This window comes from Gemmatimonadota bacterium, from assembly GCA_016712265.1.
GTDB lineage: Bacteria > Gemmatimonadota > Gemmatimonadetes > Gemmatimonadales > Gemmatimonadaceae > RBC101.
This window is the reverse complement of record JADJRJ010000030.1, coordinates 840,916-867,016: the sequence shown is the minus strand read 5'-3', so window position 1 is coordinate 867,016 and position 26,101 is coordinate 840,916. Positions and strand designations below refer to the sequence as shown.

Sequence of the window (26,101 nt, the reverse complement as noted above, 5' to 3'; positions counted from 1 at the left end):
TCGTTAGGGCATGGTCGGGCGGGGCGCCCGATTAGCTTCCACTGGCTATGCCGTCCCCCAAGCCCGATCCCGGAACAGAGAGTATTGCGCGGAACCGCCAGGCGCGGCACGAGTACGAGGTGCTCGACTCCTGGGAGGCCGGCATCGTGCTCACCGGCAGTGAGGTCAAGGCGCTGCGCGAAGGCAAAGCCAACATCACGGACGCCTATGGCACGGTCCGGGACGGCGAGGTGTACCTCCTGAACATGAACGTGTCGCCGTATTCGCACGGCGGCTACGTCACGCATGAGAGCACGCGCCTGCGCAAGCTCCTCCTGCACAAGAAGGAAATCCGCAAGCTGATCGGTGGGGTGGAGCGCCAGGGACTGACCCTGGTCCCGCTGGAGCTCTACTTCAAGGGTGGTCGCGCGAAGGTCCGTCTGGCGCTCGCCAAGGGGAAGAAGATGCACGACAAACGCGACGATGCCCGTCGGCGTGACGCCGAGCGCGACATGGCGCGCGCCTTCCGGCGTCGGTGATGTGGTGCGCCTGTGTCCTGGCGGTGTGGCTCGCGCAGCCCGCTTCCCTGGTCGTGCGCGATGGTGAACTCACCACACCGGTCCCGCTCCTCGAGACCCAGCGCGGGCCCATGTTGCGACTCGAGGAGAGCCTCCAGGCCATAGGTGGCGCCCTGGTCCGTGTTGGGGGAGATCGCTATCGCTGGGTGGTCGGGGGTGCCGACATCGAGCTGAGCTTGGGGATCGCGGTCGCGCGGGTCAGGGGCAAGTCGGAACCGCTGACTGCCCCGCCAACGCTGTTCGAGGGAAAGCTGCTGACGCCGCTCGCCCTGGTGACCGAGCTGCTGCCTCGAGTTGCCTTGGGATATCGCTACGACGCCAGCCGCGGGGAGCTTCGTCGGTCGGTCATGGCCGTCAGGGCGCCCGCACCTCCGGTGCGCACCCCGGAGCCTGCCCGTCCAGCCGTCGTCCGCCCGCGCCAGCCCGTTCCTCGCGTCGTCGTGGTGGATGCCGGCCACGGGGGGCCTGACCGGGGTATGAGCGGTCCGCTCACGGCCGGCCGCAGACTGCACGAAAAGGACATCACTCTTGGTGTGGCGGCAGAAGTGCGCGCCGCCCTGGAACGGCTTGGGGTCAAGGTGGTCATGACGCGGGCCAAGGACACCCTGATCGCCCTTGCCGACCGCGGACGCATGGCGAACGAGGCCAAGGCCAGCGTGTTCCTCTCCATCCACGTGAATGCCGCGAATCCCAGGTGGCAGAACCCGGGCGGGGCGCGCGGCTTCGAGACCTATTTCCTTTCCGAAGCCAAGACGGACGACGAGCGGCGCGTGGAGCAGATCGAAAACGAAGCAGTGAAATACGAGGGGGAGCAGGAGATCGACGCCAACGATCCACTGCTTTTCATCCTCAACGACATGAAGCAGAATGAGTTCCTGCGCGAGTCGGGCGACCTGGCCGCAGATGTGCAGGCCGCGCTGCGTCGGGTGCACCCGGGGCCGAATCGCGGGGTCAAGCAGGCGGGATTCCGGGTGTTGGTTCGCGCGTTCATGCCCTCGGTCTTGATCGAGGTGGGCTTCGGCTCCAATCGGGCCGAGTCCGCGTGGATGGCGTCAGCGGAAGGGCAACGCTCCCTCGGGAATGCCATCGCGACGGCCACGGTATCGTACCTCGATCGACTGGAGCGAAAAGGTGCCACCGGGGGTGGGGCATGAGCGCGGACCTGCGGGTGGATCTCGCCGGGATCGCCCTCCAGAATCCGGTTGTCCTCGCGGCCGGAACGGCGGGGTACGGTGAAGAGCTGACTGGGGTCATGCAGCTTGAGCGACTCGGCGCCATCACGACCAAGGCTGTGAGTCCAGAGCCCCGGAAGGGGGCCCCGCGTCCACGGGTGGCCGAGTTCCCCGGTGGGATGATCAACGCCGTGGGCCTGGCCAACCCTGGCGTAGAGGCGGTGCGGGCGGAGCACCTGCCGTGGCTGTCACGTTCACTGATGCGGTGCCGGGTTCTGGTGAACGTGGTTGGGTATGCGGTGGAGGACTACGCGGCCGTGATCGAGCGGCTCGACGAGGTGGGCGGGATGCAGGGCTACGAACTGAACGTGAGTTGCCCGAACGTGAAGGCCGGCGGCATGGAGTTCGGGCAGGATCCGGCCGCTCTGGCCGAGTTAGTGAGGCGAGCGAGGGGGGCGACCGCTCGGCCGCTCTTCGTGAAGCTGTCACCGACCTTGCCGGACGTGGCGCGCGCCGCGGGAGTGGCGCTGGAGGCCGGTGCCAACGGGATCACGGTAGTGAACACGTGGCCTGGACTGGTGGTCGACATTGAGAAGCGCCGACCGGCCGTTGGGTTTGGCACGGGAGGGGTCAGTGGTCCCGGGCTTCTGCCGATCGGGGTTCTGGCCACGTGGCGGGTCTGGAAGGCCCACGGGGTTCCCATCATCGGTGCCGGAGGCGTGGCGAGCGCGACGGACCTGCTGCAATACATCGTGGCTGGGGCGAGCGCGGTGGCCATCGGCACGGCGGCCCTGCGCAATCCGTCCGTCCCTGAGGCCGTGGTGAGGGGGGTGGATGCCTGGTGCCGTGATCGCGGCGTGCGGGCCCTTTCCGAACTCAAAGGGAGCCTCGAATGGCCCAATTGAAATCAGTCCCGATCGTCGCGCTCGACTATTCGACGTCGAGCGAGGCCCTGCAGCTGGTCCGGAGCCTGGGTGACAGCTGCCGGTTCTACAAGGTGGGAAGTGAGCTGTTCACGGCCGCCGGCCCGGCCGTGGTGAGGGCAATCAGGGAACTGGGCCATGAGGTGTTTTTGGATCTCAAGTTCCATGACATCCCGAACACGGTCGCCGGGGCCGTGCGATCCGCCGTGGCGACCGGAGCCAGCATGCTCACGGTACACGCATCCGGTGGTGCGGCCATGGTGAGCGCGGCGGTCCAAGCCGCGGGTGAGTGCCGGGTGATGGGGGTGACGGTCCTGACCTCGTTCAGCGCGGCCGGACTTGGCGAGGCGTGGGGCCGGCCGATAGCGGACGTTGGTGCGGAGGTGGCGCGCTTGGCCGTACTGTGTCAGGGGGCGGGGGCCCATGGCCTTGTGTGTAGTGGACACGAGCTGGCTGCAGTGCGGTCGAAAGCCCCGGGACTCCACCCGCTGGTGCCAGGAATCCGGTTTGCGGAGGGGGAGGCCCACGATCAGGCGCGGGTGATGACGCCGGAGGTCGCGTCCGCCGCGGGGGCGTCGTACCTGGTGATTGGGCGGATGGTGACGGCGTCACCAGACCCGGTTGCCGCGATGCGGCGGGTGACCGCGGCGCTCGAATAAGGTCAAATCTCCTGCGTTCGCGCCTTGCATGGACGGCCTAAGCCCCGTACTTTGATGGTCTTGGCCGTTTTCAGGGCAGTTTGACCCGCGGGACGCACGGGAGTGTTGACGGTGAAAGTTCGAACGAGCGTGAAGCCCATTTGCGAGCATTGTCAGGTCGTCAAGCGTGCCGGGGTGACGCGCATTATTTGCAAGCGCAACCCTAAGCACAAGCAGCGGCAGGGCTGATATGGCACGCATTTCAGGGGTAGACCTTCCGCGCGAGAAGCGCGTCGAGATCGGGTTGACGTACATCTTCGGGATCGGCCGGACGACGGCGCAGCGCATCTGCGAGCGGGCGGGGGTGAGCCCGGACCTTCGTGTGCGCGACCTGACGGAGGCCGACGTCAACAAGCTGCGTCAGGCAATCGAGAAGGATCATCGCGTGGAGGGTGCCCTGCGCACCGAGATCGCGATGAACATCAAGCGACTGATGGATATCGGGTCCTATCGCGGGATCCGTCATCGTCGCGGGCTTCCTGTGCGCGGTCAGCGCACCCACACCAACGCGCGCACGAAGAAGGGTCCGCGTCGCGCCATCGCCGGCAAGAAGAAGGTGACGAAGTAGTATGGCCACGGGAAAGAAGACCAAGCGCGTCGTGGAGGCGGAAGGAATCGCCCACGTCAACGCCACGTTCAACAATACGCTTGTCACGATCACCGACGTGCATGGCAATGCCATCTCGTGGGGGACCTCGGGCAAGGCCGGGTTCAAGGGCTCCAAGAAGTCGACGCCGTTCGCGGCGACGGTCGCCGCCGAGCAGTGCGCCCGCGAGGCCCTGTCAGCCGGTGTGCGCCGCGTGCACGTTCGTGTGCAGGGGCCCGGCTCGGGCCGTGAGTCGGCCGTGCAGGCGCTCGCGGCCGCCGGCCTCCAGGTCAAGTCGATCAAGGACGTGACCCCGATTCCGCACAACGGCTGCCGTCCCCCCAAGCGTCGGAGGGTCTAAGCCATGCGTTACACCGGACCCAGCTGCCGTCAGTGCCGCCGCGAAGGCACCAAGTTGTTCCTCAAGGGCACCAAATGTTTCACCGAGAAGTGCCCGGTCGAGCGCCGGCCCTACGCCCCCGGCCAGCATGGCCAGGCGCAGGCGCGCCGCCGCAAGGCCTCTGAGTACTCCAAGCAGCTCCGTGAGAAGCAGAAGATCAAGCGCATTTACGGGGTCAGCGAACAGCAGTTCCGTAACACGTTCGAGAAGGTGGCGAAACTGCCAGGCATTACCGGGCACAACCTGCTCGCCGCACTGGAAAGCCGTCTCGACAACATGGTGTATCGCATGGGCTTCGCCTCGAGCCGCAAGGCGGCCCGGCAGCTCATTCGGCATGGGCATATCGAGATCAACGGGAAGTCCGTGGATATTCCGAGTTATGCCGTGGTCCCTGGCGAGGAGATCAAGGTGCGCGGGAAGTCGCGCGAGAACGTGTGGGTGAAGGAGTCGATGGAGCACTCCGCGCGTGGCAGCTCGCCGTCGTGGTTGGCGGTGGACCGGGATTCGTACAGCGGTCGCATGCTCGAGCGCCCGACGCGCCCGAACATCGCCATCGCGGCCCAGGAGCAGCTGGTCGTCGAGTTGTATTCGAAGTAAGTCGGCCGAGCCGGGGATCGTACCACGATCGCCCGGCCCGACCGCGTGAAGGTCGGGACCCTGACTCCCATACGAACTCACCGCGCGTCAGGGGCGAGGTGAGGCGTCGTCGGCGACCGCCGGCGAGACCATCCGAGGAAACACACCAACATGGCTCAAGCGATCGATATCAAGGGGCTCGTCCGACCGCACCTCGTGGAGGTGCATCGGCGCGACGACAACCCCAACATGGCCGAGTTCATCCTGCAGCCGCTCGAGCGGGGGTATGGTCACACCCTCGGGAACGCGATGCGCCGGATGCTCCTGTCGTCCCTCCGCGGCGCCGCCGTCTGGGGCTTCCGCATCGACGGCGTCGTACACGAGCACCAGACGATCCAGGGGGTCGTCGAGGACGTGCACCAGATCATCGCCAACCTCAAGACCCTCGTCCTGGCCATGGCCGACGATGTCGAGGAAGGCGTGCTCCGCATCTCCAAGTCGAGCGCCGGTGCCGTCACGGCCGGCGATGCGCACGAGACGGGCGGCATTCGCGTCGTGAATGCCGCGCACCACATCCTCACCCTGCAGGATCGCCGCGACATCAGCATTGAGCTGTACGTCCGCAAGGGGCGCGGCTACGTCGAATCGGATGGCCACGCGGTGGATCGTGGTCTCCCCATCGACCTCGTGCGCATCGATTCGATCTACAACCCGGTCCGCCGCGCCAACTTCACCGTCGCGGAGACCCGCGTCGGACAGCGCACCGACTACGATCGACTCACCTTGACCGTCGAGACCAACGGCACGATCTCGCCGGAGGAAGCGGTGTCCTACGCCGCAGCCCTCGCGCAGTCTCACTTCCAGTACTTTGTCTCGTTCGGCAGCCATACCTCGGCCCCGCTGTCCTTGGGCGGTGGTGAGGCTGGAAGCGATGGCGCACGACTCGCCGCGCTGTTCAAGCAACCGATCGACGAACTCGAGTTGTCCGTGCGTTCGGTCAACTCCCTCAAGAACTCGAGCATCCGCAGCATGGGCGACCTGGTGCGGCAGACCGAGAACCAGATCCTGCAGGTCAAGAACTTCGGCAAGAAGTCGCTCCAGGAGATTGCCGATCTCCTGGAGAAGGAAGGCCTGAACTTCGGCATGCGATACGAAGAAGGCGGGGACGGCGTGCGCATTATCGATTGGGGCACCGCCCCAAGTCACGCGGCCGCCAACGCCCCTGACGACGAAGAGGAGCCCTAAACCATGCGTCACCGCAAAGCCGGGCGAGCCCTCCGGCGCACCTCGGAGCAGAAGACCGCCCTGATGCGCGGCCTCGCCTCCTCGCTGATTGAACACGGCGCCATCGAGACCACCGAGGCCAAGGCCAAGGAACTGCGCCCGTTTGTCGAGAAGCTCATCACCAAGGCCAAGTCTGGCACGCTGCACGATCGTCGCCTGGCTGGGCGTCACATTCACAAGCGCGAGACCGCGGACAAGCTCTTTCAGGAGATTGGCCCGAAGTACCTCAAGCGCAACGGCGGCTACACGCGCATCCTCAAGACCGGGCACCGCAAGGGTGACGGCGCTGAGATGGCGCGTATCGAGCTCGTGGAAGGGTAACCCATGCAGATCAATCGCAGCCGCTGCTATACCTGCGGCAAGGGCGTGACGTACGGCAACAACGTCTCGCACGCCAACAACAAGGTCCGCCGCACCTGGAGGCCCAACCTCCAGGTCGTGCGCATCGAGTCCGCTGGCAAGATCATCAAGGTGAAGGTGTGTACTCGCTGCCTGGCCGCTGGCAAGGTCAAGCGTGCACCGCGGGCCGCACGCGTGGCGTGAGCCGACGTTCCGCACCCGTCACCCTCAAGGGAGCGCCGTCGGCGCTCCCTTTGTGTTAGGCAGGATGCCCTGCGCCCTGATCACCGGCGTCACCGGGCAGGACGGGTGGTACCTCGCCAACCAACTCCTTGATGCCGGGTGGGAGGTGCACGGGATTGCCCGTCGGCCGCGTGAGGTGCCGCCCGGGACCGTGCTGCACCTCGCCGATGTGACCGACGCGCGGGCGGTGCAGGTCGTGGTGTCGCACACGTCCCCCCGGGCCATCTTCCACCTTGCCGCCGAGTCCTTCGTCGCGGGCGCCGAGGCGCCCGAACGGGTCGTCGAGGCGCATCGTCGTGCCGCCGCGGTCGTGCTCGAAGCCTGGCAACATCACGCGCCGAGCGCCCGGTTCGTGTTGGCGAGTTCGAGCGAGGTCTTCGGTGGCGCAGCGGCGTCGCCGCAGGACGCGTCCACACCCCTCTGTCCGGTCACCCCGTATGGCCGCGGGAAAGCGGAGGCGCTCGACCAACTGCGCGAGCTTCGGTCGCGGACGGGGGGACACCTCTCGGCGGCGATTCTGTACAACCACGAGAGCGAGCGACGAGACCCGCGATTTCTGGGGCGAAAGGTGTCTCTGGGGGTCGCCGCGATTGCAGCAGGAAGGGCCAGCGAGTTGACCCTCGGCGACCTGGAGGCGCAACGCGACTGGGGATATGCCCCGGAGTACATGGCCGCCCTCGTCCGTATGGCGACGATGGAGTCGCCCGGTGACTACGTAATCGGCACTGGCGTCGCTCACAGCGTGCGCCAGTTCTGCGAGCACGCGTTTGCTGCGGCAGGCCTCGACTACCGGGCCTATGTACGGAGCGACGAGGGTCTACGTCGCGCGGCGGACCCCCGGTGCCTCCTGGCCGACCCAGCGGAGGCGGCTCGCGCGCTGGGATGGCGCGCGACCACGTCCTTCCCAGAGATGGTGGCGCGCCTGGTTCGAGCGGACCTCGCGTACGTGCGCGGGGGGTGAGGATGCTACTTTTCCTCCTGCGCGTTTTCATCACGTTTTCCCCGCGATCACACCGGCATGCCCCGTCGTAACGATCTGCACCGTATTCTCGTGATCGGATCTGGCCCGATCGTCATCGGCCAGGCCGCTGAGTTCGACTACTCGGGGACGCAGGCGGCGCGCGCGCTTCGGGAGGAGGGATACGAGGTCATCCTGGTGAACTCCAATCCGGCGACGATCATGACGGACCCGGAGATTGCGCACCGGACGTACGTCGAGCCGGTGACCCCGGAGTACGTCGAGCTGGTGATCGCGAAGGAGAAGCCGGACGCCCTGCTGCCCACGATGGGTGGACAAACGGCGCTGAACGTGGCGATGAAGCTGAGCGAGTCCGGGGTGCTGGCGAAGTATGGGGTCGAGCTGATCGGGGCCAAGGCCCGCGCGATCAAGATGGCCGAGGATCGCAAGGATTTTGGCGAGGCGATGCAGCGCATCGGGCTCAAGTGCCCGGAGGGCCGGATCGCCACGACGTGGGACGAGGCGTTGGAGATCGCGGACTTCACCGGGTACCCGGCCATCATTCGCCCCGCCTTCACGTTAGGCGGGTCGGGGGGCGGGATTGCCTACAACCGTGCCGAGTACGAGGACATCGTGCGGCGCGGGCTGGCGGCGTCGCCGGTCTCGCAGGTGTTGATCGAGCGGTCCCTCCTCGGGTGGAAGGAATACGAGCTGGAGGTGATGCGCGATCACGCGGATAACGTGGTCATCATCTGCTCGATCGAGAACATCGACCCGATGGGGGTGCACACCGGCGACTCGATTACGGTAGCGCCGGCGATGACCCTCACGGATCGCGAGTACCAGGTCATGCGCGACGCGGCCTGTGCGGTCATCCGCGAGATTGGCGTGGAAGCCGGGGGGTGCAATATTCAGTTTGCCATCAACCCCGCCAATGGGGACATGGTGGTGATCGAGATGAATCCCCGGGTGTCGCGGTCCTCGGCCCTGGCGTCCAAGGCGACGGGTTTCCCGATCGCGAAGTTCGGGACCAAGCTCGCGGTGGGCTATCGCCTGGACGAGATCCAGAACGACATCACCAAGTCCACGCCCGCCTCGTTCGAGCCCGTGCTCGACTATGTCGTGGTAAAGTGCCCGCGATTCGCCTTCGAGAAGTTTCCCAACGTCAGTCCGCAGCTCACGACCCAGATGAAGTCGGTGGGCGAGTCGATGGCGATCGGACGGACGTTCAAGGAGGCCTTCCAAAAGGGGTTGCGCGCGCTGGAGACCGGACGGGCGGGCTGGGACATCGGCTCGCGCCTCGTGGACGACCGCCTGCCGGATGATTCGATCGAGGCGCTGCGCGCCGCGCTGCGGCAGCCGACGCCGGAGCGGATCTTCCAGCTGAAGCGCGGGATGCTTGCGGGGATGACGGACGAGGAGTTGTTCCGCCTCACCGCGATCGATCCCTGGTTCCTCGCGCAAATGCGCGAGCTGGTCGACGCCGAGCGGTGGTACCGTGACCTGGCCGCGCCCACTGCCGATGACCTCCTGGCGATGAAGCGGATGGGTTTCTCAGATGCGCAGCTCGGTGCGTTGCGGGGCGAGGGCGAGGCGGCGGTGCGTGCGGCGCGCTGGAAGGCTGGCATCCGGCCGTCCTACAAGATGGTGGACACGTGCGCCGGCGAGTTTCCGTCCACGACGCCCTACCTCTACTCCAACTACGACGAGGAGAGCGAGGCGCCCCGCACGGGACGGCGGTCGATTGTCATCCTCGGCTCCGGGCCCAACCGCATCGGGCAGGGGGTGGAGTTCGACTACATGTGCGTGCGGGCCGTGATGGCCCTGCGCGATCAGGGGATCGAGACGATCATGATCAACTCGAATCCCGAGACCGTCTCCACCGACTACGACACGGCGGACAAGCTGTACTTCGAGCCGCTGACCCTCGAGGATGTCCTTGAGGTGGTGGACCGCGAGAAGCCCGAGGGCGTGATCGTCCAGCTGGGGGGGCAGACGCCCCTCAAGCTGACGAAGGGGCTAGAGGCCGCGGGCGTCCGCATCCTGGGCACGCCCCCGGACGCCATCGACATTGCCGAGGATCGCAAGCGTTTTGATGCGGTGGCCCGCAAGCTGGGGATCCGGCAGCCGGAGAACGGGACGGCCGTGAGTGTTGAGGAGGCGGCGGCGATCGCCGGCCGGATCGGGTACCCGGTGCTGGTCCGTCCCTCGTACGTGCTGGGCGGCCGGGCGATGCAGATCGTCTATGACGAGGCGTCGATGCGGGGGTACTTCGAGACGGCGGCGCGGGTGAGCGAGGACCGGCCGGTGTTGATCGATCGGTTCCTCGAGGACGCCTTCGAGGCGGACGTGGACTGCATCTCCGACGGGACGCAGGTCGTGATTGGTGGCGTGATGCAGCACATCGAGGACGCCGGGATTCCACTCCGGAGACTCGGCCTGCGTGCTGCCCCCATACCTCGTGCGCGAGGAGGACATTGCCGTCATGAAGGCCCATGCGATCGCGATGGCGCGGGAGCTGGGAGTGGTCGGCCTGATGAATGTGCAGTTTGCGGTGAAGGACGGCGTGGTCTACGTGCTGGAAGTCAACCCGCGCGGCAGTCGCACGATTCCGTTTGTCTCCAAGGCGATTGGTGTGCCGCTGGCGTCCGTGGCGGCGCGGTGCATGGCCGGGGAGACCCTGGAGCAGATCGGCTTCACCGAGGAGATCGTGCCGTCGTACGTGTCCGTGAAGGAGGCGGTCTTCCCCTTCACCAAGTTCCAGGGGTTTGACCCGTTGCTGGGGCCCGAGATGCGCTCCACCGGCGAGGTCATGGGGATCGCCGACTCGTTCGGGAGTGCGTACGCCAAGGCGCAGCTGGCGGCCGACAATGCGTTGCCTCTTGAGGGCGCCGTGTTCGTGACCGTGAATGACGGAGACAAACCATCGGTCACGCCGATCGCCCGGCGATTTCACGAGATGGGATTCGTGCTGTATGCCACGGAGGGCACGGCGCGTTACCTCCGCGGCCTCGGCGTTCCGACGCGGACCGTGCAGAAGTTGCATGAGGGGCGACCGAACGGGGTCGACCTCATGCTGAACGGCGAGGTGCGGCTGCTGATCAACACCCCGCTGGGGAAGTTCGCGCAGCACGACGACTACCGGTTGCGCCAGACGGCGATTGCCCATGGGATCTCGTATACGACGACCCTGTCGGCGGCCGCGGCGGCCGGTGACGCGATCCTGGCCCTGCGTTCGCGCAAGCCCACGGTGCGATCGCTGCAGGAATGGCACGGCATGCTCCGTGATGAACTCGGGGCCGCCGGATGACGGCGACGTTCATTCATCCCTCGGCGTTCGTCGATGAGGGCGCGGAGGTCGGGGACGGGACGCGCATCTGGCACTTCTGCCACGTGAATCCCGGTGCGGTGATCGGGGCAGGGTGCAGCCTCGGGCAGAACGTGGTGGTGATGCCGCGGGTGCGCATCGGCAACAACGTGAAGATCCAGAACAACGTCTCCGTCTACGAGGGGGTGGAGCTCGAGGATGACGTGTTTTGCGGGCCGTCCATGGTGTTTACCAACGTGGTGAACCCGCGCGCCCATGTGTCGCGCAAGCATGAGTATCGCCCGACGGTCGTCCGTCGGGGCGCCAGCATCGGGGCGAACGCAACAATCGTGTCCGGCGTGGAGTTGGGGCGGTATGCATTCGTTGGGGCAGGCGCGGTGGTCACGCGAGACGTGCCGGCGTACGCGCTGGTGATCGGTGTGCCGGCGCGCCAGGTGGGGTGGGCGTGCCACTGTGGGGAGCGCTTGCCGGCGCCCGTGTCGGGTGCCGACGCGCCGTCGCGCATCCTGACCTGTGGCACGTGTGAGTCGCGGTATCGGCTGGACGGACAGCGGTTGACCCCGGAGGGAGAGCGATGAACCGGTACCGGATCGGGGTGGTCGGGTGTGGGCGCATCAGCCGCAATCACTTCGATGCCATCGCCAAGATCGAGGGTTTCGAACTAACGGCGGTGTGCGACGTGGTCGAGGAGCGAGCGCAGGAGGCCGCCACCCGCCTGGGAGTCCCGGCGTTCACATCGCTGGCCAGGATGCTCGAGGTGGCGCCGCTCGACGTGGTCGCGGTCTGCACGCCGTCCGGCCTGCACCCGGACCATGGGGTCGAGGTCGCCCGGGCCGGCAAGCACGTGGTATGCGAGAAGCCGATGGCGATCTCGCTGACCACGGCGGATGAACTCGTGCACGCGTGCGACCGTGCGGGGGTCCAGCTGTTCGTGGTCAAGCAGAACCGGCTCAACCCACCAATCCAGGTTCTCAAGCGTGCGATCGACAAGGGACGTTTTGGTCGCATCTACATGGCGAACACGACAGTGCGATGGACGCGTCCGCAGGAGTACTACGACCAGGCGCCGTGGCGCGGCACGTGGGAGTTCGACGGCGGGGCGTTCATGAACCAGGCCTCGCACTACGTCGACCTCATCCAGTGGCTCGTCGGGCCGGTGGAGTCGGTGATGGCCAAGACCGCCACCCTGGCGCGTCGCATCGAGACCGAGGATTCCGGGATCGCGGTCCTGAAGTTCCGGAACGGCGCGCTGGGCGTGATCGAGGTGACAATGTTGACCTACCCGAAGAACCTCGAGGGTTCGATCACGATCATGGGCGAGACCGGCACCGTGAAGATTGCCGGCACAGCCGTCAACAAGGTCGAGACCTGGCAGTTCGCCGATTACGACGACGATGACAAGGCGATCGAGAGCACGAGTTACACCCCGCCGTCGGTCTATGGCCACGGCCATGAGGGGTACTATCGCAACGTGCTGGCGGTGCTCCGTGGGGAGGCCCAGCCCGACACCGACGGACGTGCCGGCCGCAAATCGCTTGAACTCATTCTCGGGATTTACGAGTCCGCCAAGACCGGACGCGAAGTCCCCCTGCCGCTACGGGCGACGGTGTAACCACCGCCGCCCTGTTTCCTGGAGTTTGCTACCATGCCCGTCCCGCTGCTCGACCTCAAGGCTCAACACGCCACCATTCGCGACGAGATGATCGCGGCCGTGACGCGCGTGATCGATGACCAGCTGTTTATCCTCGGCGAACCGGTCGAGCGGCTGGAACGGATGGTGGCCGAGATGTCGCACACGCGGCACGCGATCGGTTGTGCGAATGGTACCGATGCTATCCTGCTCGCGCTGCGCGCCCTGGACATCGGGCGTGGGGACGAGGTCATCACCACGCCGTTCACCTTCTTTGCCACGGCGGGGACGATCCACAACGTGGGGGCAACGCCGGTGTTCGTCGACATCGAACCCCGCTCGTTCAACATCGCCCCGGCAGCGGCCGCCGCTGCGGTGACCCCACGCACGCGGGCTGTGATCCCCGTGGACCTCTTTGGCCAGATGGCGCCGATCGAGGCCGTGCGCGGACTGTTGCCGAACCTTCCCATGATCGAGGACGCCGCGCAGACGATTGGCGCGTCGCGGATGATCGACGGTCGCAAGGTCATGGCCGGGGAAGGGGCGACGATCGGGACGTTTTCGTTTTTTCCGTCCAAGAACCTGGGCGGTTATGGCGACGGGGGCATGATGGTCACCCAGGATGATGCCCTCGCGACACGCCTCCGCCGCCTGCGGGTGCACGGTGGGGCGCGCACATACTACCACGACGAGGTCGGATTCAACTCCCGGCTCGACGCCCTACAGGCGGCCGTGCTCGCCGCCAAACTGCCCCATCTGTCCCATTGGAGCGCCGGGCGGAGGGCCAATGCGGCTTACTACACGTCCAACCTCGCTGACATTCCGGAAATCACGACCCCTTGGGTCGACCCCGCCAACGAATCGATCTTTAACCAGTACACGATCCGGGTGTCCCGGCGGGACGAGTTGCAGGCCTACCTCAAGGAGCGCGGGATCGGGTCCTCGATCTACTACCCGCTCCCCTTGCACCTGCAGCCGTGCTTCGCCTACCTCGGGTACCGCGAGGGGCAGTGCCCGGAGTCCGAGCGGGCGGCGCGAGAGGTACTGTCGCTCCCGATCTTCCCGGAATTGACCTCCGCCCAGCTGGACGAAGTCGTCGGCACGGTTCGTGCCTTTTTCGGGCGTTGACCCGTCCTTCAAGGTCGGGGATTCCCGCACTTATCTCATGAAAGATCAACTGCTAGCGAAGATCCAGGACCGATCGGCGGTCGTGGGGGTGGTGGGGCTGGGGTACGTCGGCCTCCCCCTGGCGATGGAGTTCGCCAAGGCCGGGTTTCGGGTGATCGGCTACGACGTCTCTGTGCCCACGGTCGACCGGCTGATGACCGGGGTGTCGCACATCCAGGACGTTCCGTCGGAGGAGGTGGCCGCGCAGGTCGCCGCGGGGCGCTTCACGGCGACGGCGGTCGAGGAGCGCCTGCGCGAGTGCGACGCGATCAGCATCGCCGTGCCGACGCCCTTGTCGAAGAGTCGCGACCCGGACATGAGCTTCGTCGAGGCCGCGTCCGAGGCGATCGCCCGCCACGCCCGTGCCGGGACGCTGGTCGTCCTGGAGAGCACCACCTATCCAGGGACCACGCGCGAGGTGCTGCAACCGCGGATCGAAGATCGAGGGCTCGTCGTCGGCAAGGACGTCTTCCTGGCCTTCTCGCCGGAACGGGTGGATCCCGGCAACCCCAAGTTCCACACCAAGAACACCCCCAAAGTGGTCGGTGGCGTGACCCGGGATTGCACGGAGGTCACCGTGGCCCTCTATCGGTCTTGCATCGACACGGTTGTGCCGGTGGACAGCGCCGAGGTCGCCGAGTTGGTCAAGCTGCTGGAGAACACCTTCCGCGCAGTGAACATCGGGCTGGTCAACGAGATGGCGATTGTCTGCGACAAGCTGGGCGTGAATGTGTGGGAGGTCATCGACGCGGCCGCGACCAAGCCCTTCGGCTTCATGAAGTTCACGCCGGGGCCTGGAATCGGCGGGCACTGCATCCCGCTCGACCCGCTGTACCTCGCGTGGAAGATGCGGACCCTGAACTACCGCACCCGGTTCATCGACCTCGCAAGCGACATCAATTCGGAGATGCCCGAGTATGTCGTGCGGAAGGTCGCTCGGGCGCTGAACGATGACCGCAAGGCGGTGAACGGCTCGCGGGTCCTCCTGCTGGGAGTGGCCTACAAGAAGGACGTGGACGACATGCGCGAGAGCCCGGCCCTGGAGATCCTGAGGCTGCTCGGGGAGCGCGGGGCCGTGGTCGAGTACCACGATCCCTGGGTGCCCCGGTTCCGAGAGCATGGGGCCGTGCACGCCGGGGTGGATCTCAGCGCCGAGCGCCTCCGGGCGGCGGACGCCGTGGTCGTCGTGACCGACCACTCGAAGGTGGATTACCAGTTTGTTGCCGATCATGCGGGCCTGATCGTCGATGCGAGGAACGCCATGGCACGGACTTCGCCCTCCCGGGCGAGGGTCGTGCCGTTGTCGGCAACGACCGCCCTCTAGGACGCCGTCCCGGCGCCCTCAACTCAACTGACGCGAACTGATGCACATAACGGTGGTGGGAACGGGCTACGTCGGGCTGGTCGTGGGGGCCTGCCTGGCCGAGACTGGCAATGACGTGATCTGCGCGGATGTCGATGAGCGCAAGATCGGGATGCTCCTGCGCAACGAGATCCCCATTTACGAGCCCGGGCTGGAGGCGCTGGTCGAGCGCAACCAGAAACAGGGCCGGCTCCGGTTCACGACCGAGGTCGCGGCGGCGATCAAGACGGCCGAGGTGATCTTCATCGCGGTCGGAACACCCCCTGATGAGGATGGCTCGGCCGACCTGCGACATGTGCTGAACGTGGCCGACAGCATCGGCAAGCACATGGGCCGCGAGGTCGTGGTGGTCACCAAGTCGACCGTTCCGGTCGGGACGGCGGCGAAGGTGCAGGCCGCGGTGGCCCAGCATGCGAAGCTGCCGTTCCACATGTGCTCCAACCCCGAGTTCCTCAAGGAAGGGGCGGCGGTGGACGACTTCCTCAAGCCGGATCGCGTGGTGCTTGGCGTCGACTCCGACCATGCGCGTAGCGTGATGGCCGAGCTGTACGCGCCGTTCGTACGCACGGGGAAGCCGATCATCTTCATGGACATCGCGTCGGCGGAGATGACGAAGTACGCGGCGAATGCGATGCTCGCCACGCGCATCTCGTTCATGAACGAGATCGCGAACCTCTGCGAGCGGGTGGGCGCGGATGTGGACCTGGTGCGCAAGGGCATTGGTAGCGACAACCGGATCGGGCCTTCGTTCCTGTTTCCGGGCCCTGGGTACGGCGGGTCGTGCTTCCCGAAGGACGTGAAGGCCCTGGTGCGGACCGCGAAGGAGTTTGGCGCGAGCTTGTCGGTGTTGGACGCCGTCGAGGACGCCAACGAGCGTCAGAAGGGGCGGCTGTACGAAAAGTTGTCCAAGGCCTTTGGCGGACCGCTGAAGGGCGCGCGGGTGGCGGTCTGGGGACTGGCCTTCAAGCCCAACACGGATGACATGCGTGAGGCGCCGGCGCTCGTCCTCATCGAGCAGTTGCTGGCGGACGGGGCCTCGGTGGCCGTGCATGACCCTGCGGCGATGCACGAGGCAAAGCACAAGCTGGGCGACCGGGTGACCTACGCCGAGTCCAATTATGCGGCGCTGGATGGGGCCGACGCGCTGGTGGTCGTGACGGACTGGAACGAGTACCGCCACCCGGATTTCCAGCGCATCAAGGCGACGCTGCGTCGGCCGATCGTCATCGATGGGCGCAACCTGTACAGTGCCGCGAAGATGCAGGGGCTGGGCTACACGTACGACTCCATTGGACGGGGGCGCGCATGAGGATCCTGATCACCGGGGCCGCGGGGTTCCTGGGCTCGCACCTCTGTGACCGGTTCCTGGCCGAAGGGCACACGGTGATCGGGTTGGACAACTTCATCACCGGAAACCCGGACAACATCGCGCACCTGGCCGGGCACGATCGGTTCTCGTTCGTCCGGCACAATATCTCGAACTACACGTACGTTGCTGGCGACCTGGATGGCATCCTGCATTTTGCCTCGCCCGCATCGCCGATCGACTACCTGGAGCATCCGATCGCGACGCTCAAGGTGGGGTCGCTGGGGACGCACAACGCGCTTGGGCTGGCGAAGGCCAAGGGGGCGCGTTTCTTCCTCGCGTCGACCTCCGAGGTCTACGGAGACCCGCTCGTGCACCCGCAGACGGAGTCCTATTGGGGCAACGTGAACCCGATCGGCCCGCGCGGGGTGTACGACGAGGCCAAGCGGTTCGCCGAGGCGATGACGATGGCGTACCATCGTTCGCACGGCGTCGACACGCGCATCATTCGCATCTTCAATACGTACGGGCCGCGCATGCGCCCGAACGATGGGCGCGTGGTGTCAAACTTCATCGTGCAGGCGCTCAAGGGCGAGCCGCTAACGATGTATGGAGACGGCCAGCAGACGCGGTCGTTCTGCTTCGTCGAGGACGAGGTCGATGGGATCTACCGGCTCTTCATGCACGGGGACGCGCAGCCCACGAACATCGGCAACCCGAACGAGTTCACCGTGCGGCAGCTGGCCGAGATCGTCCTGGAGATCACCGGATCAAAGAGCCAGATCGCCTCACGGCCGCTGCCGGAGGATGATCCCAAGGTCCGCCAGCCGGACATCTCGCGTGCGCGCCGTATGCTCGGGTGGGAGCCGAAGATCGACCTGCGCGAAGGGGTCCGTCGGACGGTCGAATACTTCCGGAGTGTCGTGGCCTGACGGCGTGGGCCGTGCCGCCCGGTCTCAGGGATCGTGACCAGGCGGCGGCGATGCATCAACGTCAGCAGTCGGCGCGAGCACGACCCCGATCTGGCAACGACACACGTCCGATTCGGCGCGTGTTGAGTCCATCAGGGGTGTGGGCCTGGGCGGTGTCTCATCCGTGACCTTTCCCGACTCAATCATGCGCCGTCTTTCGTTCACCGTATTCTGCGCTCTTCTTGCCTGTGGTGGCACCCAGTCCACGACCGGGATCCCCGACCTGGAGGAGTTCACACTCGTGCAGGCGGCCGATTCGGTGCCGCTGCCCTTCGGACGCGTGGTGAAGGTCGGCGAGGTATACCTGCAGCTCGGCGAGGTCGCCGACTCACGATGCCCCGTTGGCGTACAGTGCGTTTGGGCGGGTGACGGTGTCGCGACGCTAGCCGTCCATCCCCCGTGTTACGCTGCCGGATGCCGGGCGGCGTCGATGATGCTCGTCCTGCATACGGGAATGGAACCGAGGGCCGGGCAGGGGTGGGGGCATCGGGTGGAGTTGGTGGCGCTGCGCCCGGCACCCGTGGCCAATCAGGTTGTCGAGCCGTCACGGTACGTGGCTTGGGTTCGGGTGACGGCGTCCAGCTGACCCCGGGGGCCGGGAGGTCTTCTCTGAAGGGGCTTGGGGGGACGGGGCGTTGGTGGGTCCCATTGCGTGGGTGCGTGAGTCGCGGCAGTGCCGCAGCGTGGCCTGCACCCATTAGCTTTCGCGGCTACCCGGCAACCCTTCACGGCGGTTGCGGGACCGATCCACAGAACTGTGGGTACCTCACTTCCCGATGCCCGATAAGCGCCTGTACCGCTTGAGCTTGCTCCTCGTCCTGGTCGCCCTTTCGGGGGCGTGCGGGCGCGGGTTCAAGCTGTCCCGGTTCGGGTCCAACGAGGCGATGTTCGAGGGTGGCCTCTCGGAATTCAATCGCCGGAAGTGGGACAACGCCGTTTCGGCGTTCGAGAAACTGACCTTTGATTTGCCGGCCCGTGATACCCTGTTGCCCTTGGCACATTGGTACCTCGCGAAGGCCTATGCCGGCCGACAGGACCACATCCTCGCGGCCCAGGCGTACAACCGACTCGCAGAATCGTTCGCCACGGACTCCCTCGCGGATAACGCGATGTATGAGGCCGCGCACGAATACCAATTGCTCTGGCGCCGCCCCTCGCTCGATGCCAACTACGGCGAGCAAGCGATGTCGGCGTACCAGACCATGCTCGGGCTCTACCCGGATTCCGAGCTGAAGGACCAGGCAGAAAAGCAGATGGGCATGCTCCAGGAGTGGTTTGCCTCCAAGGACTACGAGAGCGGCCTGTACTACTTCCGGCGGAAGGCGTTTGACTCCGCCATCATTTATTTCAAAGACGTCGTCAAGAATCACCCGCAAACGGCCAAGTCGCGTGAGGCGCTGCTGCGTCTCGCCGAAGCGTATGGAGCGAACCAATATCGCGAGGACCGCACTGAGGTCTGCGCGACGCTCCACGGACAGTACCCTACGGACAAGGAGGTTGCCGTCATCTGCGGCGCTCCACCGAAGGACGTTCCGACGACCCGGCCCGCCACGGATACGACGTCGCTGCCCGAGACGCACTGACGTGCGCCGGGGCTACTTCGGTGGGACGTTCGATCCCCCGCACGTCGGCCACCTGATGGTGGCGTCCGACGCGTATGAGGCATTGCGGCTGGATCGCCTGACCTTCGTGCCCAACGCCCGCCAGCCGCTGAAGGCCGCAACGCCAACGGTAGACCCGTTGCTTCGGCTCGAGATGGTGCGGCGCGCCGTGGCCGGCGATCCGCGCTTTGATGTGGAGCCCATTGAGGTGGACCGCGGGGGGACCAGCTACTCGGTCGATACGATGGAGGAGTTGGCGGCGCGATATCCCGACGACGCGCGTCTGTTCCTGGTGGGGGCCGATGTTGCGCGGTCGTTCGCCCAGTGGCGCGCGCCGGCACGGATCATGGCGCTCGCCCAGGTCGCGATCCTCCGGCGGGCGGTCGAGGAAGGCGAGGCCGACGATGCGTCGATCCTGGCCCCGTTCCACGCGCACGCGTCGGTCGACGGTCCTGCCCCGGTTGTAGTCCGTACCCGTCGCGTCGACGTGTCGTCCACCGAAGTGCGCGACCGCGTGCGCGACGGTCGCCCGCTCACTGGATTTGTTCCTGATGCAGTTGCCCGGTTCATCACCGAACACGGGCTGTACCACTCGGCACTCCCATGATGAAAGGCATCCTCTCCAAGCTGTTTGGCACGCGCCACGAACGCGAACGCAAGCGTGTGCAGCCCATTGTTGACGCGGTCAACGAGCACTACGCCCGGCTGCAGGGCGTCTCCGAGGAGGAGTTGCGAGGTCAGACCGCGAAATTCCGCGGGATCCTCGCCGACCGGACGCGTGACCTTGTGGAACGGGTCGAAGCGTTAAAGGAGCTCAAGCGGACGACGAAGGACGCAGCGGAGCGCGAGAAGTACGACACGGACCTGGGCGGCCAGGACGGTCGTGGTGGCGTGGAAAAGGAACTCCGGGACCTCATCGCCGAGGTGCTGGACGAGATCCTGCCGGAGGCCTTTGCCACGGCGCGGGAAGCGGCACGTCGGCTCTGCGGTACCACCGCTATGGTGACGGGTCACCCACTCCCCTGGGAGATGGTGCACTACGACGTGCAGCTCATGGGCGGCATCCAGCTGCACCTCGGGCGCATTGCTGAAATGGCCACGGGCGAGGGCAAGACACTCGTCGCCACCTTGCCGATCTACCTGAATGCCCTCGCGAGCCGCGGGGTCCACCTGGTGACGGTGAACTCGTATCTCGCGCGTCGTGACTCGCAATGGATGGGCCATTTGTACTCGTACCTTGGCCTGACCGTGGGTTGCCTGGACGACACGGAGCCGGGGACGCCGGAGCGTCGCGCGGCGTACAACTGCGACATCACCTACGGCACCAACAACGAATTCGGGTTCGATTACCTGCGCGACAACATGGTCCTGTCGCCGGACCAGCGGGTGCAGCGGAAGCACTGGTACGCCATCGTCGACGAGGTGGATTCCGTCCTCATTGACGAGGCGCGCACGCCCCTCATCATCTCGGAGCCTGTCGACAACGAGAACGACGCGGATTTCGCGCAGCATAACAACGCCGTGCTCCGCCTGTTCCGTCGCCAGACGGAGATCGCGAACGAACTGGTGGGGCAGGGCGAGCGCGCGCTGGCGTCCGGTGACACCGCCGCGGCGGCGCTCGCCCTGTTCAAGGCGCAGCTTGGGGACCCGAAGAACAAGCGGCTGATGAAGTCGTTGAACGAGACCGGGGTCAAGCAGCTCGTGCACAAGCAGGAACTCGACTACCTCGCGGACCGCAAGCTGCCGCCGGCCAAGCAGGCGTTCCGCACGCTCGAGGATGACCTGTTTTTCGTGCTCGACGAGAAGGGGCATTCCGTGCACCTGACTGAGCGCGGCGTCCTGGAGTTGAGCCCGTCGGACCACGACCAGTTCGAGTTGCCGGACATCTCGATGGCGGTCCACCGGATCGAGCATGATCCGGAAATGACGGCGGCGGAGAAGTTGGAGGCCCGTCGCGCCGTGGATGCCGAGTTCGCGATCAAGAGCGAGAAGCTCCACATCATCCACCAGCTGCTGCGCGCCCATGCGCTGTACGAGAAGGACGTTAACTACGTCGTGCAGGATGGGCAGGTCCTGATCGTCGATGAGTTCACCGGCCGCACCATGCCGGGCCGACGCTGGTCCGAAGGACTCCACCAGGCGGTGGAGGCCAAGGAGGGCGTGCAGGTCAAGGGGGAGACGCAGACCCTCGCCACGATCACCATCCAGAATTATTTCCGGATGTACGAGAAGCTCGGTGGCATGACCGGGACCGCCGAGACGGAAGAGAACGAGTTTCACCAGATCTACGGGCTCGAGGTGTCGGTGATCCCGACCAACCGGCCCATCGTGCGTGACGATCGCCAGGACTACGTCTACAAGACACGGCGGGAAAAGTACAACGCCATCGTGGAAGAGACGCGACGTCTCCACGAACTCGGCTACCCGGTGCTCGTCGGCACGGTCTCCGTGGAGGTCTCCGAGACCCTGTCCCGGTTGTTCAAGCGCGGTGGGTTGAACCACAATGTGCTCAACGCGAAGTACCACCAGCGCGAGGCGGAGATCGTGGCGAACGCCGGGCAGTACGGCGGGATCACGATCGCGACCAACATGGCGGGCCGCGGCACGGACATCAAGCTGGGGACCGGGGTCAAGGACGCCAAGCCGTCGCAGATCATTGACGTGGACGATCCGGACAAGAAGGTGGACGTCACCGAGTGCGGAGGCCTCCACATCATCGGGTCGGAGCGCCATGAGTCGCGGCGGATCGATCGCCAGTTGCGTGGGCGTTCCGGACGCCAGGGGGACCCGGGCGCTTCGCAGTTCTTCCTGTCGCTCGAAGATGACCTGATGCGGCTCTTTGGGGGCATCGAGCGCATTGGCCGGCTGATGGACCGCATGGGGGCCAAGGAAGGCGAGGTGCTCACGCACGCCCTCATCACGCGCTCGATCGAGCAGGCGCAGAAGCGGGTCGAGCTCCAGAATTTCCAGGCACGGAAGCGGCTGCTGGAGTACGATGACGTGATGAACCAGCAGCGGGAAGTGATCTACTCGCTGCGCCTGTTTGCCCTCGAGGGGGGGGAGGAGCTGCGCGGGGAGGCGCTCAAGATGGTCGAGAAGGCCATCGAGAAGCGCATCACCACCGCCCTCGCCGATGCCGAAGACGCGGCGCAGTGGGACCTGGAGTTGCTGCGTCAGGACCTGATGATGCACTACCTGTTGACGGTCCCCGAGCTGGAGGTCGTCGACCATCGCCCGACCACGGTGGACGGTGTGGTGCAGGCGGCGACGGAGGCGGCGCGCGCGGCGTTCTCGGCCAAGGAGGACAGCCTCAATGCCGTGACCGACGAGCAGGGGCAGGGGTTTGCGCCTCGCCTGCTGTCGCTCGTTATGCTCAATGTCCTGGACGAGAAGTGGAAGGATCACCTCTACGACCTGGACCAGTTGCGCGGGGCGATCCACTATCGCTCGTGGGGCCAGAAGGATCCCCTCATCGAGTACAAGCAGGAAGCGTACACGATGTTCGTGGACCTGATGGGAGACATCCACAGCACCTTCACCGAGCGATTCCTTCGGGCGCAGTTGATGTTCAATCCCCAGGACTTTGCCCCGCCCCCGCCGCCCCAGGTGGAGCCGGAGGGGCCGCATCGTCCCACACGCCGCTACAACGCGTTAGGCATCCTGGAGGATATCGCGGAGGAGCCGCCCGCCCCCGAGCCATCGGACGCGGTCGAGGCTGCGGACGAGGCGCTGGCCAAGCCCGTGGCTCGTACCGCCAACCCGACCGTGGTGGGGGCGGGGCGCGCTCGCACCTTGAACGACATGGGGACGGGGGGGCCGCCAGGGGTTGCCGGGGCTCCTGCCGGGCCGGTGGACTACGCGAGCGTGGGACGGAATGATCCCTGTCCGTGCGGGTCCGGGAAGAAGTTCAAGAAGTGCCATGGCGCGTAAACGCCCGCGGCACCTCGCGGCGCGGTGACACCAGTGCAGTGATTCAGGGACAGCGGGCTGCGTGGGGGAGGCGATCTTGCGGCCTCCCTATCGCCCGTTGCATGGACCTGGACAACGACCACGACAGACGCGCGGCCTCCGCCGGGCCGCGCGCCGGGCCGCGCCGGCGCGCTCAACATCCGCGAGCTCCCCGCGACCGAACGACCTCGGGAACGACTCACCTCCCATGGCGCCAGCCGCTTGTCGAGCATCGAGCTGCTGGCGATCCTCCTGGGGACAGGGAACCGCCAGCGCTCGTCGCTCGGGTTGGCGCAGGAGATCCTGATGACCGCCGGCGGCTCCCTGCGACGCATTGCCTCGCAGCCCGTGGCATCGCTCACGAGGGTCGCAGGCATTGGGGCGGCGCGCGCAACGGTCATTCACGCGGCCCTGGAGCTGGGTCGGCGGATGCTCGCGGAAACCCGGCAGGAAGGATTCCTGGTGCGTGGAGCGCCCGACGTCTTCGCACTGTACGGCCCGCGGCTCGAGGACCTCCCGGTCGAGGAGTTCCACGTGGCCATCCTCGACGCCCAGCACCGGTTCCAGCGTGACATCCTCGTCACGCGCGGGCTTCTCAACACCTCGCTGGTCCATCCGCGTGAGGTGTTCCGGGAGGCCATCGCCGAACGGGCGGCTTCCCTGGTCCTGGTGCACAATCATCCGTCGGGCGACCCGACGCCGAGTCGCGACGACCGCGAGGTGACCGACGGACTCCTGACCGCGGGGGATATCATCGGCGTGCCAATCCGGGACCACGTCGTGATTGGCCGGGGTCGGTACGTAAGTTTCCTTGAGGCGGGGTACATCCCGAGTGACCGACGCCCCCTCTGGTGAGGTCCGAGAGATACTGTGACGTCGACACTGCCAACCCGACCCCCGCTCCCCTGGTGGCCCGCCGGTGAGCCTATCCCGGAACGCCTGGACACGGCGCTGCTGGCGCGCGCCTATGACCTGAGCGCGCGTGCCCACAGCGGCCAGCTGCGCAAGAACGGAGACCCGTTCGTCACGCACTGCGTGGAGGTGGCGAAGATTCTCGCCGACCTGCAGCTGGATACGGCGACTGTGGCCAGCGGTCTCGTACACGACGTGATCGAGGACACGGAGGTCACCTACGAAGATCTCGCCCGCGAGTTCGGGACCGAGATCGCGCAGATCGTCGACGGACTGACGAAGATCGGCCATCTCCCGATGAACTCGACGGAGAACCGCCAAGTCGAGAATTACCGCAAGCTCCTGGTCTCGATCGCCAAGGATGCGCGCGTCATCATCATCAAGCTGGCTGATCGACTCCACAACATGCGCACGCTGGACTGGCTCGCGGAGGAAAAGCGGGAGCGGATCGCGCAGGAGACGATGGACCTGTACGCCCCACTCGCCCACCGCTTCGGCATGGCGAAGATGAAGTGGGAGCTGGAGGACCTGGCGTTCAAGTACCTGGAGCCCGAGGCCTATCGGGCCCTGGCCAAGCTCGTCCAAGCCAAGCGCGGCGAACGCGAGGCCCTGATCAAGGCGCTCATCGAGCCGTTGCAGCGGACCCTCGGGGAGGCGGGAATACGCGAGGTGGAGGTAACGGGACGGCCCAAGCACCTGTGGTCGATCCACAAGAAGATGCTCAAGCGCCAGCGGCCCTACGAGGAGATTTTCGACCTGCTCGCGATCCGCGTGTTGGTCAACTCGGTGCCGGATTGCTACCACACGTTAGGCATCATCCACGACGGGTGGACGCCGGTACAGGAGCGCATCAAGGACTACATCGCCCAGCCCAAGTCCAACGGCTACCAGTCCTTGCACACGACCATCTTCGGGCCGGGGCGCCAGTTGTACGAGATCCAGATTCGCACGCGGGACATGCACCGCACCGCAGACTACGGGATCGCGGCGCACTGGCGGTTCAAGGAGGAGTCGAAGTCGGCGGATGAACTCGATCGCCACCTCTCGTGGTTCCGGAAGGTGCTCGAGCTGCAGCTCGATGCCAAGGATCCGGCGGAGTTCCTCGAGTTCCTCAAGCTGGACTTGTATCAGGACGAGATCTTCCTGTTCACGCCGACGGGCGACGTGATCCAGTTGCCCCGTGGCGCGACCCCGATCGACTTCGCCTTTGCGGTGCACACCGAGGTGGGCACGCACTGCCAGGGGGCCAAGGTGAACGGCAAGGTCGCGCCACTCTCCCGGGAGCTGAAGAACTCGGAGACCGTGGAGATCCTCACGTCGCCGAACGCGCGCCCCAGCCGGGATTGGTTGGCCCACGTCCGGACCGGTCGAGCTCGGCACAAGATCCGCCAGTGGCTCCGGCAGGAGGAAGAGCAATCCTCGGCGAAGATTGGCCGGGAGATCCTGGAGCGCGAGGTGCGGCGTCGGCGCCTGGCCAAACTCGACGAAGCGCGCCTCGAGGCCGGCGCCACCACCCTCGGTCTCAACGACTCGCATCAGCTAATCGCCTCGCTCGGCCAGGGCGACCTGAACGTGACGCAGGTCCTCAAGGCGCTCTATCCGGAAGCCGAGAGTCCGGAGCACATCCCCAAGCCGACGGCCATCGAGCGGCTGGTCGACCGCATCCGGGGCACAGGGAAGGGGATCAGGATCCAGGGGGCCGACGGTCTGATGGTGCGCTATGCGCACTGCTGCCAGCCGGTCCCGGGTGACCCGGTGGTCGGCTACGTGACGCGTGGCCGTGGGGTCAGCATCCATCGGGGGGACTGCCCGAACCTCCTGATGCTCGTTCACGAGCCGGAGCGCCGCCTGGACATCGATTGGCAGGAGCAGCCCGGGGAGCGGTTCGAGGTACGGCTCAGCCTGGATGGATTCGATCGTCGTGGGCTGTACGCGGACGTCGCGGCGGCGGTGAGTTCCACCGGGACGGACATTCGAAGCATGGAGCTCAAGACCACCGATGCGCGGGTGAGCGGGGCGGCCGTGGTGGAGGTCGAGAACCTTTCCCACCTCCAGCGGATCATCAAGGCGGTTCGCCGGGTGAAGGGGATCCAGGACGTGCAGCGGAAGGAGCGGATCAGCGACTCGGGCTAGGGGCAC

At 66.1% G+C, this 26,101-nt stretch carries 24 protein-coding genes and 1 pseudogene; all 25 read left to right on the top strand.

The features are described from left to right. Positions 1 to 47 precede the first annotated feature (47 nt). The 25 genes and pseudogenes from smpB to IPK85_19165 all read left to right on the top strand — a co-directional run bounded on the left by smpB (position 48) and on the right by IPK85_19165 (position 26,095). Entirely contained in the window at positions 48 to 518 is a 471-nt protein-coding gene (gene smpB, locus IPK85_19285) for an SsrA-binding protein SmpB (GenBank protein ID MBK8249517.1), read from the top strand. After that, complete coding sequence (locus tag IPK85_19280; protein MBK8249516.1) at positions 518 to 1,711, top strand: N-acetylmuramoyl-L-alanine amidase; 1,194 nt, start codon at positions 518 to 520, stop codon at positions 1,709 to 1,711. Before smpB ends, IPK85_19280 begins: the two co-directional genes overlap by 1 nt. After that, the gene (locus IPK85_19275) at positions 1,708 to 2,634 is read left to right on the top strand and encodes a dihydroorotate dehydrogenase (protein MBK8249515.1); all 927 of its coding nucleotides are present in this window, start codon (positions 1,708 to 1,710) and stop codon (positions 2,632 to 2,634) included. The genes IPK85_19280 and IPK85_19275 overlap by 4 nt, the downstream gene beginning before the upstream one ends. Beyond that, positions 2,622 to 3,311, top strand: coding sequence for an orotidine-5'-phosphate decarboxylase (gene pyrF / locus IPK85_19270; GenBank protein ID MBK8249514.1), 690 nt, complete (start codon positions 2,622 to 2,624; stop codon positions 3,309 to 3,311). Before IPK85_19275 ends, pyrF begins: the two co-directional genes overlap by 13 nt. Before the next feature lie 111 nt (positions 3,312 to 3,422). After that, positions 3,423 to 3,539: a 50S ribosomal protein L36 gene (rpmJ, locus tag IPK85_19265; GenBank protein ID MBK8249513.1), complete on the top strand. Its 117-nt coding sequence runs from the start codon at positions 3,423 to 3,425 to the stop codon at positions 3,537 to 3,539. A 1-nt stretch (position 3,540) separates the two neighbouring features. After that, positions 3,541 to 3,918, top strand: a complete 378-nt coding sequence (gene rpsM / locus IPK85_19260; GenBank protein ID MBK8249512.1) for a 30S ribosomal protein S13 — start codon at positions 3,541 to 3,543, stop codon at positions 3,916 to 3,918. Position 3,919: 1 nt separating this feature from the next. Further along, positions 3,920 to 4,297 carry a 30S ribosomal protein S11 gene (gene rpsK, locus IPK85_19255; GenBank protein ID MBK8249511.1) on the top strand — a complete coding sequence of 126 codons (378 nt, stop codon included), beginning with the start codon at positions 3,920 to 3,922 and terminating at the stop codon, positions 4,295 to 4,297. A gap of 3 nt (positions 4,298 to 4,300) precedes the next feature. Beyond that, positions 4,301 to 4,933, top strand: a complete 633-nt coding sequence (rpsD, locus tag IPK85_19250) for a 30S ribosomal protein S4 (GenBank protein ID MBK8249510.1) — start codon at positions 4,301 to 4,303, stop codon at positions 4,931 to 4,933. Positions 4,934 to 5,083: 150 nt separating this feature from the next. After that, complete coding sequence (locus IPK85_19245) at positions 5,084 to 6,157, top strand: DNA-directed RNA polymerase subunit alpha (protein MBK8249509.1); 1,074 nt, start codon at positions 5,084 to 5,086, stop codon at positions 6,155 to 6,157. Positions 6,158 to 6,160: 3 nt separating this feature from the next. Further along, positions 6,161 to 6,517, top strand: a complete 357-nt coding sequence (rplQ, locus tag IPK85_19240) for a 50S ribosomal protein L17 (GenBank protein MBK8249508.1) — start codon at positions 6,161 to 6,163, stop codon at positions 6,515 to 6,517. Positions 6,518 to 6,520: 3 nt separating this feature from the next. Continuing rightward, positions 6,521 to 6,739, top strand: coding sequence for a 50S ribosomal protein L28 (locus tag IPK85_19235; protein ID MBK8249507.1), 219 nt, complete (start codon positions 6,521 to 6,523; stop codon positions 6,737 to 6,739). A gap of 64 nt (positions 6,740 to 6,803) precedes the next feature. Beyond that, positions 6,804 to 7,739 (top strand): GDP-mannose 4,6-dehydratase, encoded by a 936-nt coding sequence (locus IPK85_19230; GenBank protein ID MBK8249506.1) that lies wholly within the window; start codon positions 6,804 to 6,806, stop codon positions 7,737 to 7,739. A gap of 57 nt (positions 7,740 to 7,796) precedes the next feature. Continuing rightward, positions 7,797 to 11,046, top strand: a pseudogene (gene carB, locus IPK85_19225) (carbamoyl-phosphate synthase large subunit). Then, positions 11,043 to 11,642: an N-acetyltransferase gene (locus IPK85_19220; GenBank protein ID MBK8249505.1), complete on the top strand. Its 600-nt coding sequence runs from the start codon at positions 11,043 to 11,045 to the stop codon at positions 11,640 to 11,642. Before carB ends, IPK85_19220 begins: the two are co-directional and overlap by 4 nt. Next, positions 11,639 to 12,676: a Gfo/Idh/MocA family oxidoreductase gene (locus tag IPK85_19215; GenBank protein MBK8249504.1), complete on the top strand. Its 1,038-nt coding sequence runs from the start codon at positions 11,639 to 11,641 to the stop codon at positions 12,674 to 12,676. Before IPK85_19220 ends, IPK85_19215 begins: the two co-directional genes overlap by 4 nt. Positions 12,677 to 12,709: 33 nt before the next feature. Continuing rightward, entirely contained in the window at positions 12,710 to 13,822 is a 1,113-nt protein-coding gene (locus IPK85_19210; protein MBK8249503.1) for a DegT/DnrJ/EryC1/StrS family aminotransferase, read from the top strand. Between the two features lie 37 nt (positions 13,823 to 13,859). Then, a complete protein-coding gene (locus IPK85_19205; protein MBK8249502.1) occupies positions 13,860 to 15,185 on the top strand; it encodes a nucleotide sugar dehydrogenase in 1,326 nt (441 codons plus the stop codon). Between the two features lie 40 nt (positions 15,186 to 15,225). Next, the gene (locus IPK85_19200) at positions 15,226 to 16,533 is read left to right on the top strand and encodes a UDP-glucose/GDP-mannose dehydrogenase family protein (GenBank protein ID MBK8249501.1); all 1,308 of its coding nucleotides are present in this window, start codon (positions 15,226 to 15,228) and stop codon (positions 16,531 to 16,533) included. After that, complete coding sequence (locus tag IPK85_19195; protein ID MBK8249500.1) at positions 16,530 to 17,462, top strand: SDR family oxidoreductase; 933 nt, start codon at positions 16,530 to 16,532, stop codon at positions 17,460 to 17,462. Before IPK85_19200 ends, IPK85_19195 begins: the two co-directional genes overlap by 4 nt. 184 nt (positions 17,463 to 17,646) lie before the next feature. After that, complete coding sequence (locus tag IPK85_19190; GenBank protein ID MBK8249499.1) at positions 17,647 to 18,087, top strand: hypothetical protein; 441 nt, start codon at positions 17,647 to 17,649, stop codon at positions 18,085 to 18,087. Positions 18,088 to 18,277: 190 nt separating this feature from the next. Then, complete coding sequence (gene bamD / locus IPK85_19185; protein ID MBK8249498.1) at positions 18,278 to 19,084, top strand: outer membrane protein assembly factor BamD; 807 nt, start codon at positions 18,278 to 18,280, stop codon at positions 19,082 to 19,084. 1 nt (position 19,085) lies between these two features. Beyond that, the gene (gene nadD, locus IPK85_19180; GenBank protein MBK8249497.1) at positions 19,086 to 19,709 is read left to right on the top strand and encodes a nicotinate (nicotinamide) nucleotide adenylyltransferase; all 624 of its coding nucleotides are present in this window, start codon (positions 19,086 to 19,088) and stop codon (positions 19,707 to 19,709) included. Continuing rightward, a complete protein-coding gene (gene secA, locus IPK85_19175; GenBank protein ID MBK8249496.1) occupies positions 19,706 to 23,032 on the top strand; it encodes a preprotein translocase subunit SecA in 3,327 nt (1,108 codons plus the stop codon). Before nadD ends, secA begins: the two co-directional genes overlap by 4 nt. Positions 23,033 to 23,272: 240 nt before the next feature. Then, the gene (gene radC, locus IPK85_19170; GenBank protein ID MBK8249495.1) at positions 23,273 to 23,905 is read left to right on the top strand and encodes a DNA repair protein RadC; all 633 of its coding nucleotides are present in this window, start codon (positions 23,273 to 23,275) and stop codon (positions 23,903 to 23,905) included. Positions 23,906 to 23,920: 15 nt separating this feature from the next. Beyond that, a complete protein-coding gene (locus IPK85_19165; protein ID MBK8249494.1) occupies positions 23,921 to 26,095 on the top strand; it encodes a bifunctional (p)ppGpp synthetase/guanosine-3',5'-bis(diphosphate) 3'-pyrophosphohydrolase in 2,175 nt (724 codons plus the stop codon). The last annotated feature ends 6 nt before the right edge of the window (positions 26,096 to 26,101 follow it).